This window comes from Citrobacter sp. Cm038, assembly GCF_030333105.1.
GTDB lineage: Bacteria > Pseudomonadota > Gammaproteobacteria > Enterobacterales > Enterobacteriaceae > Citrobacter > Citrobacter murliniae.
This window is the reverse complement of record NZ_JAOWGO010000023.1, coordinates 90,770-107,101: the sequence shown is the minus strand read 5'-3', so window position 1 is coordinate 107,101 and position 16,332 is coordinate 90,770. Positions and strand designations below refer to the sequence as shown.

The following is a 16,332-nucleotide window of genomic DNA, read 5'->3' as shown; positions in this document are numbered from 1 at the left end:
CTTCAGGCGGATGATGTTCTGTTTTCCGCCTGTCAAAACCGGCTCACACACTCCATCGCGACTGCTTTGAATTCGTTAAAGTCACGGCAGGTACAGAGTCTTGCCATGGCGCGTTCGCGCAGAAAAGTAACGAAAATATCGTAGATTGCCATCGCCTCTTCGTACTCGCTTTTGCTGATGGCGAGTAAAAAGATCACGTGTGCGGTTTCATCTCCCCAGGCAATGCCCTGCGGAGCGAGGACCGTGTAGACCACCGTTTTCTTGGCCAGCAAACCGAGCGCGTGCGGTAGTGCAATGCCGTCACCCAGCATGGTGCTAACGATGGCCTCACGTTCCACCACCGAACCAACAAACTCCGCATCCACAAAACCTTCATCCTGCAACTGATGGCATAGTGTGTTGAACAGCGTCTGTTGATCCATTTGCCCGTCGATAATACGAAAATGCGTCGCATCGAAGTATTTGTCCAGCATCCATGGGCGGGTCCTGTCCACCAGCACCAGTTTACCAATTTGCTCCAGTTGATAATCTGTTGGAAACGGCGCAATCATCACTACGGGCTTATCTTTTTCGCTAATTCGCGCAGTAGAGATAACAAAGTCTTCGCTAATACTGTCCCGTTGTTCATAGTCTCGCAGCGTCACGGTACTTACAATTTCAATCTGTGAATACTTACGCGCCAGCACCGCTTCAATCATCCTTGCCATCGCATTTCCCGCATCACAGACCAGAAGTACACGGGGCTGTCGTTGGTAACCGATGTTGTAACTACGTTCCAGCCCAACACCAATATGCAGGACAAGGAAGCCAATCTCATTTTCACTGATCGTATACGGGGTGTATTTCCCCCATCCCGACACGGCAGCAAGTGTCATGTCCCATGCCATTGGATAGTGCTGTTTAATATTTTCCAGCAGCGGATTAGGGATCATGATCTGGTAGCGTACCCGGGTGATCATCGTCTTAATATGCGTTAGCAGATCGGCATGCAGTTGCTGGTCATTCAGCAGGTTATAGTTGTACTGGGTGTTGATAAAACGCAGGATGTAATTAACCAGCGCCTCATCATCGTCAGCATTGATGGCACTGGGGGCGATCTCCTGAACCTGACGGGCAGCAATATGCACCTTCAGCCAGTTTTCTTCAAAAACGGAAAGCGGTTTATCTGCCAACTGGTGCAATACCGCCGCAATTTCCCGCGTAGCAAGGCACACCGCATGTTCGACTTCTTCTGCGGCGAACTCAGGAAGTGGATACCCCTCGCTAATCCTGCGTACCGCCACCGCACAATATAAGCGCAGAAAAAGCTCGCCCTCATCGGTCAGGCTGATATGAAAACGGGAAAAAATATCCTGTAAAACAGGTTGCAACTGCTGCGGTACGCCAGCATTGAGCGCCTCTTCCATTACCAGCGGATGGGCAGGATCTTGCTGTGCCAGCGTCCACAGAAGATCGGTCAAACAGGCCCGAATCGCCATCTCGCTACCGAACAGCTTCATTCCATGCCGGGGGCGCGTTTCCAGCGTCAGATGATAACGTTGCAGGTGTTCACGCACCTCCGCCATGTCATTCTGCAGTGTCGCCCGACTGATGAACCATTCATCAGCTAAATCTTCCAACTTTAGCGAAAAAGCCGATGTCAGAAAACGGACCACCAGCCAGTGAACCCGTTCCCGGCTGGTACGCGGTATACGCAACAGCTGCTCTGGTTGCTGCGTTTGCAACGCGTGATAACTTGCCGGATCGTCAATTTTAAGCTGGTAGCCGTTGCCCCGACTGAGAACAAACTGTGCGCCATACTGGGTGAGTAGCGTATTCAGCGCGGTGATATCCGCTCGTACAGTACGTGTGGAAACCGACAACCGCTGCGCCAGCTCATCCTGCGGCAGCGCCTCGTTTTGCAGCATGTCAAACAGCTGTGCTAAACGTTGGTTGGGGAATCGCACGTCTTTTTCCTCATCAGTCAGTTAACCTACACAGGCCCTGGTGATCGCCAGCAGCTGGCGTACATCATCCGGGCGAGTGTTTCCATTCACCTTATCAATAATAGAACTATAAATGTGAGGAATGATTTTGCTCACGCCTGCATCAAGCGCTATCTGCAGGATTTCCGCAAAGTTATCCAGGTCTATACCACCCGTTGGCTCCAGCCAGAAGTCATGCCGGGCGCAGGCTTCAGCCACAGCCTTGTACTCGTTACGGCACTTGAGACCGCCCATCGGGAAGTATTTAATCGAACTGCCGCCCATGTCTTTGAGCAGGGCGATAGCTGTTTCTAGTGGAACAATGCCATCCGGAGACTGGCTGCTCAGCGGCCCGGTGGAGATTTTGACCATACCAGGCGTTCCGGTAGGTGACACAAGACCATTGACCACCGTCTCATTCTGCCCCAGCAGCGCACGGCTGGTTGCCACGCCGGTAAAAACCTGGTTTACATGCTGTGGCTGTACCTGGCGGGAGATTTCACTGACCATCGCCGACTGGTTGGGATCACCGGCTCCCAGGCCCACGGAGAGCGCATTGTCGATAAGCGCCGCATATTCGCGCATATCAGCCACAGCGCTTTCAACATCCGGGTAATTTTTAGAGAGCACGCCGACCAGCACATGGCCTTCAGCCGCCGCATAAATATCCCGGGCATTCTCTTTGGAACCCGCCAGCACGTTCAGGCAAACGCGATCGCGATAAAAGTTAGGGGTCAGTTTCATGCTTTTTTCTCCTGCCGGGTCACGTCACCAATACGACGCGCCACAATCTCCAGTTGTGCGCGATCGACGCTGCGCACATCCGCTTCAATAATCCCTTCGTTGGCTTTATAGCCACGGAAATAAATCGCGTACTCACCCTGTTTAAGCGCATCAACCAGTTCACCCGTGGCGATACCGGTCACCGCTTCGTCAAACTTAATCTCTGCACGGGCGATGTCGCGTCCTGCGCTATCCCATACCACGCGGGCGCTAACGCCATTAAAAGTATTCAGCGTATTGATAAATGGTGTCATTTTTTCCACCATTTCCGCGCCGCTCTCTTTCTGCGCGTTCAGATAGAGTTCAATGGCGCAGGTCAGACCGAGAATGCCTTCTTTGCCGACCTTCATTGCCCTCCCAATACCCGCTGTCTGGCGTTTTACCCACTCGACATACTGAGTTTTGCCGATCACCAGACCGCTGGTTGGCCCTTCAATGGCTTTCGCACCGCTATAAATCACCAGGTCCGCGCCAACACGGTAATAGCATTGCAAATCTTCTTCCGCCGCCGCATCGACAATCAGCGGCAAGTTATGCGTACGCGCTACCACTGCGGCCTGCTCCACACTGAGCATGCTTTTCTGCACACAGTGGTGGGATTTGATATACAGAATGGCCGCCGTGCGCGGTGTAATAGCGGCAGCCAGTTGTGCCGCAGAGCATTCGTTAGCGTAACCCGCCTCCACCAACTTACCGCCGCCAAGCGCCACCATGCTGCCAACCGGTGCGCCAAAGTTGACGTTGTGTCCTCTTGGCAGCACGATTTCATTGTTGTCAATTGGCGTAACGTGCAGATTTTCCAGCAGCCAGTCACTGTCCTTAACCAACACAGCGGCAACCGACAGGGCAATCCCTGCCGAAGCGCAGGAGACGACCGTAGCCCCCTCTACTTCCAGTAGCTTTGCGATGTAGTCTCCTGTTTTGTTGACCAGATCTTTCATCTCAAAGTACTGATTCATCCCTTCCATCGCGGCCTGTACTACCTCCGGGCGCGGCGTGGAAACACCGAGCGCCGTCATGCGACCTGAAGTGTTAATTACCTGTTTTAAATCGTATTTTTCAAAAATCGAAGACATGTTCTGCGCTCCCTTGTTCGGTCATATAACCCTTGCCCGCACGTATTGCGGCAAGCGGCACCAGCAGTTGATCTGCCTGTAAGCTGTCGTTTTCTGCATCGACCAGCACGGCTGGCTGGCGTTTAAGCATAAAGAGGGTGAGATCAGCATCCTGACCGACCTGAAGTCGGCCTTTGTTTTTCAAACGCAGACCGTCAGCAACATTGGCGGTCACGCAGTCAATAACCTGCGGTAGCGACATGCCGATGGCGAGAAACTTGGACATCACATTAGCAAGCGAATACACCGGGCCGCTGATGCGATTACGGCAATAGATGTCTGAGCTGATGGTATGCGGCAGAATGCCTAAACTGATGGCGCGCTTCGCGACCGCAAAGCTCAAGCTGGCGGTGCCGTGCCCGACATCAAGGCGAACACCACGCGCGAGAGCCTGCGACACCGAGGCTCGCAGCTCGCCTTCTGGCGTCAGAATGCGGTTCGGTTTGCCGTTGTAACAGTGGGTAATGATATCGCCCGCCGCCAGGCGCTCGGCAATTTCATCCAGATCCGGCGGGTTATTACCAATATGTACCATCAACGGCAAGTCGCCGTTTTCGGCCTGCATCACTTTGGCATGCTCCAGCGGCGTAATGCCGTTTTCACCGACCACGCTGCTGCTCATCCGCGCCTTCAGGCCGACGATAAAATCAGGGTAGCGGTTGACCGCCTGTCGCACCGCATCGGCATCAATGTTGGTCATGTTCGCCAGTTCATTTTGGGCGATAAGCCCAACGCGAGAGATATTCAGTAGCGCATAAACATCAGTGATCGCTTCACGAGTCAGCGTGTAAAAATCGTCAATATCATCAGCCCCGGTACTACCTGCATCGACCACCGTGGTGACGCCGGTGGCAATACCGACGCTGTCTGGCTGGTCATGATAAATCGGAGATTTCGGGTAGCAGTGGACGTGAGAATCAATCCAGCCTGCGCTGACGTAGCACTCGCCGCGTAAGTCGATAGTTTTTGCCGCCGGGCTATCAACATCGCCCAGCGCCGCAATTTTGCCGTCTTTGAGCGCAATATCGCTCACCGTATCGTCAACCAGACGCGCATGGCGCAGGAGTAAATCAAACATCGTTCTCTCCTTTGCCGGACAGGGCTGAGTAATCGCTCTGTCCGGCCTACAAAACAGCAGTGTTAGCTAATCGCAATCGGGAAGATTGATCCCAAAATCATCGCACCGAGGATCGCCCCGCCAGTGATCGGTTTTTGCCACAGGTAAAACAGCAGCGCACCCGCCAGAGAGCCGATACCGATAGGGATGGAGGCAGTCATCGCACTGAGAATGATCAACGGCCCAAGGAAGCGACCAGAGGCGTTACCGGCCCCCATCATTACGTCAGCGCCATAGGTCGAGTCGCTCTGATTGATGGTGAACTTACGCGCCAGAATGATGATGTAACCAATCGCCAGGCCAATCACCAGACCCGTGACCAACGAGGCGGCAAAGTTCGCTACCGGGAAAATAATGCCCGCGCCCAGCAACAATGCCGGGACGCCCAGGCCAACACCGGTCTGAATCGCCCCACCGATATCAAGGATCCCTACCAGCGAACCTTCAATGATTCGGGCAAACAGGAAACTTGCGCCAAACGCCGCAACCGCGCCGTAGGATCCGGTGTCCATTCCCGCTTTCAGCATCGCCACAAATGCCACTTCGTTAAATGCGCCGATGCCGTACAGGTAGTACATGTGCGTTCCGGCAAAGACACCGGAGGAGAGCAGGCCAACGAAGATCGGGAACGACCAGTCGGCAAACCAAAAACCTTTATTCTGTTCCATGATGACCTCCGTTATTTGCCGCTGAGCGAGTTGTGGATCAGTTCGAGCCAGTGCGGCACGGTCAGATGGAAGGATTCGATCATCTTCATATCGAAGCCGCGGAAGAAGCCGCTCAGGACGAACAACGCGACGATAGCGACCATCATCACTTTGGTGACGTGGTTCCAGCCGCTCTCTTCTACGCCTTTACCAATCAGAATACCGAGTACCAGACCCGGTACCGCATTACCCATAATGAGCTGTGCTGCACCACCAAAGACTGTCGCCCAGAAACCGGATTTCTTACCGGCATCAATAGCCGCCAGCCAGAAGATCACCGGCATCACGGTATTGACCAGCAGGTTTGCCGCAGGAACCAACACCTTAACAGCGGTAACCTGCAATGCTTCCGGTACGGATGAAGCGGTCAGGTTCAGAAAGGTCACGACGATCATGCCGATAACGCCACAGGCAATCGCCATGCGTTTAGGGTCATGCAGCGTTTCACCGACATTACGGTTTTTCAGCATCAACGCCGCCGCGCCCCAGTTAGGAATGATGCGGTGATCGACATCCTGAGTGAACGCGCCGGCCGCCACGGATGATGCCCAGGCGTTGAAGAAGAAACCCAGACCAAATGAGAAGTGAGAAGCCGGATCCCCTTCGCAGGAATTCAGTTCTCCCAGGGTACGAAATGCGCCCATCCCCTGAGTGGTAGGCGCATGAAACATGCGTGCAGCCCCAGCGCCGACACCCACGCCAACCAGCGCGCCGATGATGAGCGATTTTATTAATATTATCAGGAACATATTTATGCCTTTTAATAGTAAATCAGCGTTGCGTGACGAAATCCACCTTGTCGAGATTGATGGCAGTCACGTTGACGGTCACATCCAGCTCCACGCTGAAAGTGCGTCTTTCCCGGCGCATAAAGAAGAATAAAAATGCCTCTTTACGCACCGATTCACGCGCTTGAACAACCTGCACATCCTGTGGCTCAATACGCAGTAAGATATGCGGCGATGCCTTCATCACCGCAGCCTGAACATGATTCAGGGCATCAGCAAAGGCGCGTGCTTTCGTGTCGCCTTTACCGGTAACTCTCACCGTCGTGGTGAATTGCTCTTTCATACTCAGGCGCCGTATTTCTTTTGCCACGCCTGTACCAGACGCTCGCCCAGTTCTTCCTTATCCATAAAGCCAAAGCCCAGCACGTTGCAGCCTTCGTTAATGGCGGTCACACCCTCATCCACTGAGCGCATGCCGTATTTTGCTTTGTAGCCATATTTGGTCTGCGCAGTGATGGCTCCCGCGCCGCCGCTGCCACAAAAAGAGATGCCAAAGGTGGCGTTTTCCGCTTTCATAACGTCGCCCAGTTTCATATCTGCCGCCACACCCGGCACCACGACCGCACGACCACCAGCTTTCTCAACGCCTGCCGCCACTTTCTGGCCCTTACCCAGACGATCGCCAATCACCACAGTAATCTGTTCCATCTTTTGCTCCTTAAAGGTTATCTTTCGCGACTTCGAAATGTACCGACAGCAGCCAGGCCTCTTCTTCTGGAAGATTGCCAAACTCAGCTACGACGTCGCGGGCAAGCGCCATTGATTCGGCAGAAATTTCATCAAATAGGCTGGCATCAACGTCTGGCAAGGGCTCCCCCGTCACCGAGCGGTGCGCCATGGCGCGAACATGCGACGTCAGCATTTGTTCCTGTACGGCGTTGGGGATGATGTGGCGTTCACGCAACAGGGCATATACCTGCGCCAGCATGCGATCGGCCAGTTCACCAGACGGTGTCACCGGTTCCCCCATGTCATTTATTGCAACTCCGTTATTCACTCGTTTCACCCCACTCATGGCTATGAGGGTAAACTAGCGGTGGAGGTTAAAAGTTTGTAGCGAGTTGTTTTCCACTTCGAAGTGGAAAGGCGAGCAGCGATAGTGATCTGTGCCACAGAAAAGACGGAATTGGCGATTAATAACCAGCATAACGTGATGGGGATCGCAGGAGATTGCAGGTAAAGCACAAGCGGAAGGAATAACGGTCTGACGTTAAAAGTTAAAAAATGTGATGGGCATAACGTTTACTTATGGAGGGAATCTGATGGGTATGTCTTACCCGACCTACGTAGTCTGTAGGCCGGATAAATAAATCAACGGTACTTCTTATGGTAAGCATTGCGGGTGGATTTCAGCTCTTCCGCTACTGCCTTCGCCTCTTTGACTTTACCTTCGTTCGCCAGTTTTAACGCACCGTCAATCTGACCGATCAACGTGTCAAAACCGTGGCGGAAATCTTTCATCTCCGGGCTGTCCGGGGATTTGCTTTCCAGCTTCGGCGGCGTTCCTTTTTGTGCGTCCTGTGCGGCTGCACGCATTTTGGTTAACGCACCTTTGAGTTCAGTCGAATTATCCGTTTTTTCGACGATCTTCAGGTTATCGTTGAGGATCCCCATGTCGTCTTCGAGATCGGCAGCAAACGCAGAAGAGCCAAGAACCAGCGTTGAAGCCGCGATGATCGCTAACAGGTGTTTACGCATTGCTCACTTCCTTTTTATTATTAAAAAATAACGCCCGATACCCTAAATAATCCGAGTTGCAGGCAAGCGGCAAGCGTGTGAATCCCGGCCATTTACATAAGTAAGTGACTGGGATGAACGCGTAAAACCAACACACCTGCAGCTTGAAGTATGAAGGGTATTATTGACCGGCGATCTTCATCTCCGGCAACAGTACAGAACCACACTGTATATTACTGCGCGTTTCAATATCGTTCCCTACGGTCACAATATTGCGCCACATCTCTTTTAAGTTACCGGCAATGGTAATTTCACTTACCGGATACTGAATTTCACCGTTTTCGACCCAGAAGCCAGCCGCACCGCGAGAGTAATCGCCGGTAATACCACTCACGCCCTGCCCCATCAGTTCGGTAACAACCAGGCCAGTGCCCATCTCTTTGAGCAACTGCTCGAAGCTTAGCCCTTGTCCGGGAATACGCCAGTTGTGAATGCCGCCAGCATGACCGGTGCTTTTCAGCCCCAGTTTACGGGCAGAATAGTTGGTCAACAGCCACTGAGTCAGTACACCATCTTTGATAATGTCACGACGCTCGGTACGCACGCCTTCACTGTCGAACGGTGAGGATGCCAGCCCTTTCAACAGATGCGGGTGTTCTTCAATGGTCAGCCATTCCGGCAGGATCTGTTTGCCCAGTGAATCCAGCAGGAAGGTGGATTTGCGATACACCGAGCCGCCTGCAATAGCGCCGACCAGATGTCCAAACAGTCCGGTCGCTACTTCGTTCGCAAAAATAACCGGTGCTTTCATGGTGGACAGCTTACGCGGCGACAGGCGAGATAAGGTGCGACGGGCACAGTCTGCGCCGACCCACTCCGGCGTTTGCAGATCGCCAATTGCACGGCCAATGGTATAGGCATAATCGCGTTCCATATCGCCGTTCTCTTCAGCGATAACGCAGCTGGAAAGTGAATGACGCGTGGAGCAGTAACCCTGTAGCATGCCATGGCTGTTACCAAAAACTTTGATGCCATAGTGGCTATTAAAACTGCCGCCTTCGGTGTTAGTAATGCGCTTATCGGCCTGTAACGCAGCCTGTTCAGCACGCGCGGCCAATTCAATAGCTTCATCAGGCGACACTTCTGCCGGGTGGAACAGATCTAAATCTGGCGCATCAAATGCCAGCAGCTCTTTATCTGCCACGCCCGCGCACGGGTCCGGCGAGGTGTAACGGGCGATATCCAGCGCGGCCTGCACGGTACGTGCGATAGCCTGCGGGCTTAAATCAGTGGATGATGCGCTCCCTTTACGGTTCTGGTGATAAACCGTAATGCCAAGAGCACCATCACTATTGAATTCTACGTTCTCCACTTCACCATAACGGGTGCTGACGCTAATACCCGTGGTCTTGCTTACAGCGACTTCCGCGCCATCCGACTGACCTGACGCTAGCTCCAGTGCTGTCGAGACCGCTTCTTCCAGAATCTTACGCTGCGCTTCAACTTGTGAGATTACTTTCATCGCAAATGCCATAATGTAGAGAGTTTCTCTGAAGTCTAACAGAGAACCGTTTTTCAGTGCGCATCTTAACTGGTAACATTAGCCTCTTTTTTTAAGGAGCCTGACATGACTAAGCAGCCCGAAGACTGGCTCGACGACGTTCCCGGTGATGACATCGAAGACGAAGACGATGAAATTATCTGGGTCAGTAAAAGTGAAATTAAGCGTGACGCCGAGGAGTTAAAGCGCCTGGGCGTAGAACTGGTAGAACTGGGGAAAAACGCGCTGGATAAAATCCCGCTCGATGCGGATCTGCGTGCCGCCATTGAACTGGCGCAGCGTATCAAGATGGAAGGCCGTCGCCGCCAGTTGCAGCTGATTGGTAAAATGCTGCGCCAGCGGGATGTCGATCCTATTCGCCAGGCGCTGGATAAGCTGAAAAACCGTCATAACCAACAGGTTGTGCTGTTTCACAAACTTGAACAGTTGCGCGATCGTTTGATCGTTGAAGGTGATGACGCGGTAGCAGAAGTACTGAGCCTGTGGCCAAACGCCGACCGTCAGCAGCTTCGTTCTCTGGTTCGCAATGCGAAGAAAGAGAAAGAAGGCAATAAACCGCCGAAATCAGCGCGTCAGATCTTCCAGTATCTGCGTGAGCTGGCTGAAAACGAAGCATAATTTCATGCGTTGAAAGTGCCAGATAACTGCGTCAATGCCTTATCTGGCCTACAGTCAATTACATGCCCGGTAAGCGGCCACGCTACCGGGCATTCTCTTACTCTTCTGCTTGTGCTTTCTTCGCCAGACCATCCAACAGTTTTTGATGGATGCCGCCAAACCCGCCGTTGCTCATCACCAGAATGTGATCGCCAGGCTGCGCGGTTTTCACCACCATATCAGCCAGCGTATCAACATCTCCGCTCCAGTGAGCAGGCTGGACACAGGCTTCTGCTACTTCAGAGACCAACCACGGAATATGTGGTGGTTGCAGCAGGAATACTTCGTCCGCACGTCCTAACGAAGGTGCCAGATCGTCTTTGCACAACCCCATTTTCATGGTGTTAGACCGAGGTTCCAGCACAGCAATGATACGCGCCGTACCGCCGACTTTACCGCGCAGTGCCGCGAGGGTAGCCAGAATCGCCGTTGGGTGATGGGCGAAATCGTCATACACCGTCACGCCATTAGCTTCACCGCGAAGCTCAAGACGACGGCGGGCATTGATGAACGATCCCAGTGCGTTGGCCGCATCCGCTGGCGTCACACCAACGTGACGGGCCGCCGCAATCGCCATCAGGCCGTTGTGCATGTTGTGCTCACCCACCAGGCCCCATTTCACAACACCGGCTTTTTCACCGTCCAGCCACACTTCCCACTCGGAAGCATCAGTAGTCAGTTTTTTCGCCTGCCAGTGTCCCTGCTCGCCGACCAGTTCCTGTTCACTCCAGCATCCCATCGCCATCGTCTGTTTCAGATTGATGTCGTTTTCCGGGAAGATGATGCGACCCTGACCCGGCACAATACGCACCAGGTGGTGGAACTGTTTCTGAATCGCTTTCAGATCGTCAAAGATGTCTGCGTGATCAAACTCAAGGTTGTTGAGGATCAGCGTTCGCGGGCAGTAATGCACAAACTTGGAACGCTTATCAAAGAACGCGCAGTCGTACTCATCCGCTTCAATGACAAAAAAGTCGCTTTCGCCCAGACGAGCAGAAACCTCAAAATTACCGGGTACGCCACCAATGACAAACCCCGGCTTATAACCGCAGGCTTCCAGAATCCAGGTCGCCATCCCTGCCGTGGTGGTTTTACCGTGTGTCCCCGCCACCGCCAGTACCCAGCGATCGCGCAGAACAAAGTCATGCAGCCACTGCGGACCGGACATGTACGGAATATTCTTCTCAAGCACCGCTTCCACGCACGGATTGCCACGAGTCATGGCGTTACCGATGATCACCAAATCCGGCTGTGGGTCGAGCTGGCTGGCATCGTAACCCTGAATCAGGTCAATGCCCTGCTTCTCAAGTAAAGTACTCATCGGCGGATACACATTGGCGTCCGAACCCGTTACTTCATGGCCGAGCGAACGCGCCAGCATCGCCAGACCGCCCATGAAGGTGCCACAAATTCCCAAAATATGAATGCGCATACGTCACTATCCTTTTTTAATCTGGGGGCCATTTTACGCACATGTCTGGCAAGTGAGAAACGCATTTCAGGATATTCCGTAGTTTGCTGGCGCGATTCACCTGAGCGCGATAGCTGAAATATTTGTTAATATTGTTGCGGTCGCTTTACTCCACATAAATTGCAGGGAAAGTGTTATGAAAACGTTAGGTGAATTTATTGTCGAAAAGCAGCACGAGTTTTCTCATGCTACCGGTGAACTCACTGCTTTGTTGTCGGCAATAAAGCTGGGCGCCAAGATCATCCACCGCGATATCAATAAGGCCGGTCTGGTCGATATCCTGGGTGCCAGCGGTGCAGAAAACGTGCAGGGAGAGGTACAGCAAAAACTCGATCTGTTTGCGAACGAAAAACTGAAAGCAGCACTGAAGGCTCGTGATATTGTCGCAGGCATCGCCTCCGAAGAAGAAGATGAAATCGTCGTCTTTGAAGGTTGTGAACACGCAAAATATGTCGTGCTAATGGATCCGCTGGATGGCTCATCCAACATCGATGTTAACGTCTCCGTCGGTACGATTTTCTCTATTTACCGACGCGTAACTCCTGTCGGCACACCGGTCACGGAAGAGGATTTCCTGCAGCCGGGTAACAAGCAAGTTGCTGCGGGCTATGTTGTTTATGGTTCATCCACCATGCTGGTGTACACCACTGGTTGTGGCGTACACGCCTTCACCTACGATCCTTCTCTGGGCGTATTTTGCCTCAGCCAGGAACGTATGCGCTTCCCGGCAAAAGGAAGCACCTACTCCATTAACGAAGGCAACTACATCAAATTCCCGAATGGCGTGAAGAAGTATATTAAATTCTGCCAGGAAGAAGATAAGGCCACTCAGCGCCCGTACACCTCGCGCTATATTGGATCTCTGGTCGCAGATTTCCACCGCAACCTGCTGAAAGGCGGGATCTACCTGTATCCAAGCACCGCCAGCCACCCGCAAGGGAAACTGCGTCTGCTGTACGAATGCAACCCAATGGCCTTCCTGGCCGAGCAAGCGGGCGGCAAGGCGAGCGATGGCAAAGATCGTATTCTGGATATCACCCCAGAAAGCCTGCACCAGCGTCGCTCGTTCTTCGTAGGTAACGACCATATGGTTGAAGATGTAGAACGCTTTATCCGTGAGTTCCCGGACGCGTAAACGCAACATCCCGGTCTACACCACGTTGTAGGCCGGATAAGCGAAGCGCCATCCGCGCACGATACGGTAATATTGCCGGATGGCGGCGTAAACGCCTTTATCCGGCCTACAAAATCCATAGCCCGATTACGACACCTGCAACCGGAACGCCGCCATCGCCTCCAACAGTGCATGTGACTGCTCTTCCAGTGAGCGAGTAGCCGCCGAAGATTGCTGTACCAACGCCGCATTCTGCTGCGCCGTTTCATCCATCTGGCTCACGGCAATGTTCACCTGTTCAATCCCGCGGCTCTGTTCCTGGGAAGCGCTGGCAATTTCACGCATTAGTTTAGTCATACGCATAACTTCAGTCGCAATCTCATCCATGGTTTCGCCCGCTTGCTGCGCCAGCTCACTTCCTTCTCCCACATGCGTGTGCGAGTCGCTGATTAAGGTACGGATCTCTTTTGCCGCTTCGGCACTGCGGCTGGCAAGATTGCGCACTTCTCCTGCTACCACCGCGAAACCACGCCCTTGCTCGCCAGCACGCGCCGCTTCAACAGAAGCATTCAGCGCCAGGATATTGGTCTGAAAAGCAATGCCATCGATTACGCTGAGGATGTCGGCGATACGACTGGAACTCCCGGAAATATCACGCATTTTTTCAATAACGTAGCACACCATTTCACTACCCCGATCGGCGGTATCCGATACCGATTTTGCCATCTGATGCGCCTGTTCCGCGTTTTCCGCATTCTGTTTCACGGTCGCCGTTAGCTCTTCCATACTGGCGGCGGTCTGTTCCAGCGAGGTTGCGGTGGATTCTGTACGTTGTGCCAGGTGTTGGTTACCTGCGGTCAGTTCGCGACTGCCGAGATCAATTTGCGAGCTGGCATCACGTACGCGTTGCACAGAATCACCCAATGCATGACGCATTTCATCCATTGCAGTATTAAGGCGGTTGAATTCGGCACTGGCTGACAAGGCAGTAACGGGTGACAAATCGCCCGTCGCCAGACGCTCAAGCTGTTCCACAATGTTATCCAGAGGCTGCAGAAACTTATTTCGCAGCATAAACCAAATAACCGCCAGCAAAGCGATGGCAGCCAACATGGATATTCCCATAATACCGTGATAAATCAATGAAGTAATTACACGGGTTGCGGCATAAAGCCCCATCCCTCCAGTCAGCAACAGAAGAAAAGTCAGCAGAGACAATAACACCAACAAACTTGATCGAATTGAAAGGGATTTTGGCATCGTTATATTTCCGGTTGTAGGGATAAAACAGACCTGTACAGAACCTATCGACTACAACCGGAAAAAGTTTAGGCATTTAAATGTTTTCTATAAAATCATGATGTTACTATGGTGCCGCAGACGTGGTAACTCTGGTTACCGGTGAACTCTGACGGTTCTCCCACAACACAGTAAGACCCCGTTGCAAGGCAATAAAAATAAACAATAAAATGCCAATGGCGATTTTTGTCCACCATGAACTTAATGTGCCATCAAAATTAATGTAGGTCTGAATCAGCCCCTGAATGGCTACGCCAAACAGGGTTCCTAAAACCGTTCCCACTCCGCCGCTCAGCAGCGTACCGCCAATCACCACCGAGGCAATAGCATCCAGTTCTACGCCGACACCTGCCAGTGCATAACCTGCCTGGGTATAAATTGAAAAAACAATTCCGGCCAGCGTCGCCAACCCGGTAGACAACATATAGATGCGGATTGTCGTACTGCGGGTTGAGATCCCCATCAGGTTGGCAGAGGTGGCATTACCGCCGATAGCGTAAACCTGATTGCCAAACCGCGTACGGTGCGCAAGGAATATGCCGATCACCACCACAGCCAGCATCAGCAATCCCATCGCGCTTAGGCGACCGCCGCCGGGGATCTTCCATGCCAGGCTGGAGAGCGTGTCATAAACAGGATGGTTAATCGGGATTGATTCTTCGGAGACCAGATAGCTGACGCCGCGAAGGAAGAACATCCCCGCCAGAGTAATGATGAATGCCGGGATCTTCAGCGCATCAATTAACAACCCCATAAACGCACCGAATGCGCAGCCCATCAAAAGAATCAGGGGGAACGCCAGCAGAGGAGAAATTCCCCAGTAGCCAATGGCCTTTGCCAGAAATACGCCAGTAAAAGCAATCACTGAGCCGACGGAAAGATCGATCCCGCCAGAGAGAATGACGAAGGTCATACCAACAGCAATGATCCCTAAAAAAGCGTTATCAGTCAGGATATTGCATATCACTCGGGTAGAGGCAAAAGCCGGGAATTGCGTCAGACAGTAGAGATAGCCCAGCACAAAAACACCGAGGGTGATCATCAACGGTAAATTACGTTTTATCATGACCGCGCACTCCTTTTATCAGGCTGATAAAGCGTTGTGACTGCACGACCAGCACACACAACACGACAATGGCTTTGACCACCTGGTTCAGCTCCGGCTGGAAGCCCGAGAGTAAAATCCCGGTGTTCATCCCCTGAATAATGAGGGCTCCGACTACCGACAACAGCAGGTTGAAACGCCCTCCCATCAACGAGCCGCCGCCAATGACCACCGCCAGAATGGCATCTAACTCCAGCCATAATCCGGCATTATTAGCATCTGCCCCACGAATATCCGCAGTGACGATAATTCCGGCAATCGCTGCGCACAGGCCGCTCAGTACATAGGTGAGCATTACAATGATGCGGGTGTTCACCCCGGCGTTTTTCGCCGCGCGAATATTGATACCTACCGCTTCAATAAACATGCCCAGCGCCGTTTTGCGGGTCAACAGCCAGAATGCAACCAACGTCAGCAGCGCGATGATCACCGGCGTAGGGAACAGTAACAACGAGCCGCTGCCGAACCACGACAGATCGGGGGAATTGAAGGTGACGATCTGCCCTGAGGTGATCAACTGCGCAACTCCACGCCCGGCCACCATCAGGATAAGCGTCGCGACAAACGGTTGGATCTTGAGGATCGCCACCAGAATGCCGTTCCACAATCCTGCCAGAATACCGGAGCCTAACGCAGCGAGCAGGACAATAGGTAAACTGTGTCCTGCGACTGTCATCGCAGCGGTGGTGGCGCCTGCAATGGCCATCACCGCACCAACAGAAAGATCGATACCGCCGGTGGCAATCACCAGCGTCATGCCAATCGCCAGCAGCGCTACGGGCGCAGCGCGGTTGAGAATATCAATAGGGCTACCGAACAGGCGGCCGTCCTGCAAAATCACCTGATAGAAGTGCGGTGCTACCAGGCTATCCACCAGCAACACCAACAGCAGCGCTACCAGCTGTGGCATTCCTTTTGGCCAGCGAAACCGTCGTTTAGGCGGAGTAGACTGGGGGAGAGATTGAGGCATCACA

General features: G+C 52.9%; 17 protein-coding genes. 2 read left to right on the top strand and 15 right to left on the bottom strand.

The features are described 5' to 3' along the window. Positions 1–32: 32 nt before the first annotated feature. The 11 genes from OGY01_RS17155 to pmbA form a co-directional block, all read right to left on the bottom strand. Positions 33–1,946 (bottom strand): BglG family transcription antiterminator, encoded by a 1,914-nt coding sequence (locus OGY01_RS17155; protein WP_286493433.1) that lies wholly within the window; start codon positions 1,944–1,946, stop codon positions 33–35. A gap of 21 nt (positions 1,947–1,967) precedes the next feature. Next, positions 1,968–2,708: a 2-dehydro-3-deoxy-phosphogluconate aldolase gene (gene dagF / locus OGY01_RS17150; RefSeq protein ID WP_045439154.1), complete on the bottom strand. Its 741-nt coding sequence runs from the start codon at positions 2,706–2,708 to the stop codon at positions 1,968–1,970. Beyond that, entirely contained in the window at positions 2,705–3,823 is a 1,119-nt protein-coding gene (locus OGY01_RS17145) for a DgaE family pyridoxal phosphate-dependent ammonia lyase (protein WP_045439151.1), read from the bottom strand. Before OGY01_RS17145 ends, dagF begins: the two co-directional genes overlap by 4 nt. Continuing rightward, entirely contained in the window at positions 3,807–4,940 is a 1,134-nt protein-coding gene (locus tag OGY01_RS17140) for an amidohydrolase/deacetylase family metallohydrolase (protein ID WP_286493432.1), read from the bottom strand. The genes OGY01_RS17145 and OGY01_RS17140 overlap by 17 nt, the downstream gene beginning before the upstream one ends. A gap of 62 nt (positions 4,941–5,002) precedes the next feature. Beyond that, positions 5,003–5,647 carry a DUF4310 family protein gene (locus OGY01_RS17135; RefSeq protein ID WP_003830379.1) on the bottom strand — a complete coding sequence of 215 codons (645 nt, stop codon included), beginning with the start codon at positions 5,645–5,647 and terminating at the stop codon, positions 5,003–5,005. 11 nt (positions 5,648–5,658) lie between these two features. Continuing rightward, positions 5,659–6,435, bottom strand: a complete 777-nt coding sequence (locus tag OGY01_RS17130; protein WP_286493431.1) for a DUF4311 domain-containing protein — start codon at positions 6,433–6,435, stop codon at positions 5,659–5,661. Between the two features lie 22 nt (positions 6,436–6,457). Next, complete coding sequence (locus OGY01_RS17125) at positions 6,458–6,757, bottom strand: DUF4312 family protein (protein ID WP_045439135.1); 300 nt, start codon at positions 6,755–6,757, stop codon at positions 6,458–6,460. Between the two features lie 2 nt (positions 6,758–6,759). Then, positions 6,760–7,122: an SFCGS family glycine-rich protein gene (locus OGY01_RS17120; RefSeq protein WP_008786042.1), complete on the bottom strand. Its 363-nt coding sequence runs from the start codon at positions 7,120–7,122 to the stop codon at positions 6,760–6,762. A gap of 10 nt (positions 7,123–7,132) precedes the next feature. Continuing rightward, complete coding sequence (locus tag OGY01_RS17115; RefSeq protein ID WP_286493429.1) at positions 7,133–7,471, bottom strand: glycine dehydrogenase; 339 nt, start codon at positions 7,469–7,471, stop codon at positions 7,133–7,135. A 314-nt stretch (positions 7,472–7,785) separates the two neighbouring features. After that, positions 7,786–8,172: a cytochrome b562 gene (gene cybC / locus OGY01_RS17110; RefSeq protein WP_286493427.1), complete on the bottom strand. Its 387-nt coding sequence runs from the start codon at positions 8,170–8,172 to the stop codon at positions 7,786–7,788. A 160-nt stretch (positions 8,173–8,332) separates the two neighbouring features. Continuing rightward, positions 8,333–9,685, bottom strand: coding sequence for a metalloprotease PmbA (gene pmbA, locus OGY01_RS17105; RefSeq protein ID WP_045439120.1), 1,353 nt, complete (start codon positions 9,683–9,685; stop codon positions 8,333–8,335). Positions 9,686–9,778: 93 nt separating this feature from the next. Between pmbA and yjgA the strand changes: the two genes are divergently transcribed. Then, the gene (gene yjgA / locus OGY01_RS17100; RefSeq protein ID WP_045439118.1) at positions 9,779–10,330 is read left to right on the top strand and encodes a ribosome biogenesis factor YjgA; all 552 of its coding nucleotides are present in this window, start codon (positions 9,779–9,781) and stop codon (positions 10,328–10,330) included. A 97-nt stretch (positions 10,331–10,427) separates the two neighbouring features. Here yjgA and mpl read toward each other — a convergent pair whose 3' ends face one another. Next, positions 10,428–11,801, bottom strand: a complete 1,374-nt coding sequence (gene mpl / locus OGY01_RS17095; protein ID WP_286493425.1) for a UDP-N-acetylmuramate:L-alanyl-gamma-D-glutamyl-meso-diaminopimelate ligase — start codon at positions 11,799–11,801, stop codon at positions 10,428–10,430. A 175-nt stretch (positions 11,802–11,976) separates the two neighbouring features. Here mpl and fbp point away from each other — a divergent pair, with 175 nt between their 5' ends. Beyond that, complete coding sequence (gene fbp, locus OGY01_RS17090) at positions 11,977–12,975, top strand: class 1 fructose-bisphosphatase (protein WP_045439113.1); 999 nt, start codon at positions 11,977–11,979, stop codon at positions 12,973–12,975. Between the two features lie 126 nt (positions 12,976–13,101). Here fbp and OGY01_RS17085 read toward each other — a convergent pair whose 3' ends face one another. From OGY01_RS17085 to ytfT, 3 genes are all read right to left on the bottom strand, one after another. Further along, complete coding sequence (locus OGY01_RS17085; RefSeq protein ID WP_200012460.1) at positions 13,102–14,214, bottom strand: methyl-accepting chemotaxis protein; 1,113 nt, start codon at positions 14,212–14,214, stop codon at positions 13,102–13,104. Between the two features lie 106 nt (positions 14,215–14,320). Beyond that, positions 14,321–15,319 (bottom strand): galactofuranose ABC transporter, permease protein YjfF, encoded by a 999-nt coding sequence (gene yjfF / locus OGY01_RS17080; RefSeq protein WP_045439110.1) that lies wholly within the window; start codon positions 15,317–15,319, stop codon positions 14,321–14,323. After that, positions 15,306–16,328 carry a galactofuranose ABC transporter, ATP-binding protein YtfT gene (gene ytfT, locus OGY01_RS17075; protein WP_045439107.1) on the bottom strand — a complete coding sequence of 341 codons (1,023 nt, stop codon included), beginning with the start codon at positions 16,326–16,328 and terminating at the stop codon, positions 15,306–15,308. The genes yjfF and ytfT overlap by 14 nt, the downstream gene beginning before the upstream one ends. Positions 16,329–16,332 lie beyond the last annotated feature (4 nt).

What these genes read in the sequence shown, in the direction of transcription:
- OGY01_RS17085 (WP_200012460.1), bottom strand. Translation starts at nt 14,214, where the DNA reads ATGCCAAAATCCCTTTCAATTCGATCAAGTTTGTTGGTGTTATTGTCT.
- OGY01_RS17120 (WP_008786042.1), bottom strand. Translation starts at nt 7,122, where the DNA reads ATGGAACAGATTACTGTGGTGATTGGCGATCGTCTGGGTAAGGGCCAG.
- OGY01_RS17145 (WP_045439151.1), bottom strand. Translation starts at nt 3,823, where the DNA reads ATGTCTTCGATTTTTGAAAAATACGATTTAAAACAGGTAATTAACACT.
- fbp (WP_045439113.1), top strand. Translation starts at nt 11,977, where the DNA reads ATGAAAACGTTAGGTGAATTTATTGTCGAAAAGCAGCACGAGTTTTCT.
- pmbA (WP_045439120.1), bottom strand. Translation starts at nt 9,685, where the DNA reads ATGGCATTTGCGATGAAAGTAATCTCACAAGTTGAAGCGCAGCGTAAG.
- cybC (WP_286493427.1), bottom strand. Translation starts at nt 8,172, where the DNA reads ATGCGTAAACACCTGTTAGCGATCATCGCGGCTTCAACGCTGGTTCTT.
- dagF (WP_045439154.1), bottom strand. Translation starts at nt 2,708, where the DNA reads ATGAAACTGACCCCTAACTTTTATCGCGATCGCGTTTGCCTGAACGTG.
- OGY01_RS17130 (WP_286493431.1), bottom strand. Translation starts at nt 6,435, where the DNA reads ATGTTCCTGATAATATTAATAAAATCGCTCATCATCGGCGCGCTGGTT.
- OGY01_RS17140 (WP_286493432.1), bottom strand. Translation starts at nt 4,940, where the DNA reads ATGTTTGATTTACTCCTGCGCCATGCGCGTCTGGTTGACGATACGGTG.
- OGY01_RS17135 (WP_003830379.1), bottom strand. Translation starts at nt 5,647, where the DNA reads ATGGAACAGAATAAAGGTTTTTGGTTTGCCGACTGGTCGTTCCCGATC.
- mpl (WP_286493425.1), bottom strand. Translation starts at nt 11,801, where the DNA reads ATGCGCATTCATATTTTGGGAATTTGTGGCACCTTCATGGGCGGTCTG.
- yjgA (WP_045439118.1), top strand. Translation starts at nt 9,779, where the DNA reads ATGACTAAGCAGCCCGAAGACTGGCTCGACGACGTTCCCGGTGATGAC.
- OGY01_RS17125 (WP_045439135.1), bottom strand. Translation starts at nt 6,757, where the DNA reads ATGAAAGAGCAATTCACCACGACGGTGAGAGTTACCGGTAAAGGCGAC.
- ytfT (WP_045439107.1), bottom strand. Translation starts at nt 16,328, where the DNA reads ATGCCTCAATCTCTCCCCCAGTCTACTCCGCCTAAACGACGGTTTCGC.
- yjfF (WP_045439110.1), bottom strand. Translation starts at nt 15,319, where the DNA reads ATGATAAAACGTAATTTACCGTTGATGATCACCCTCGGTGTTTTTGTG.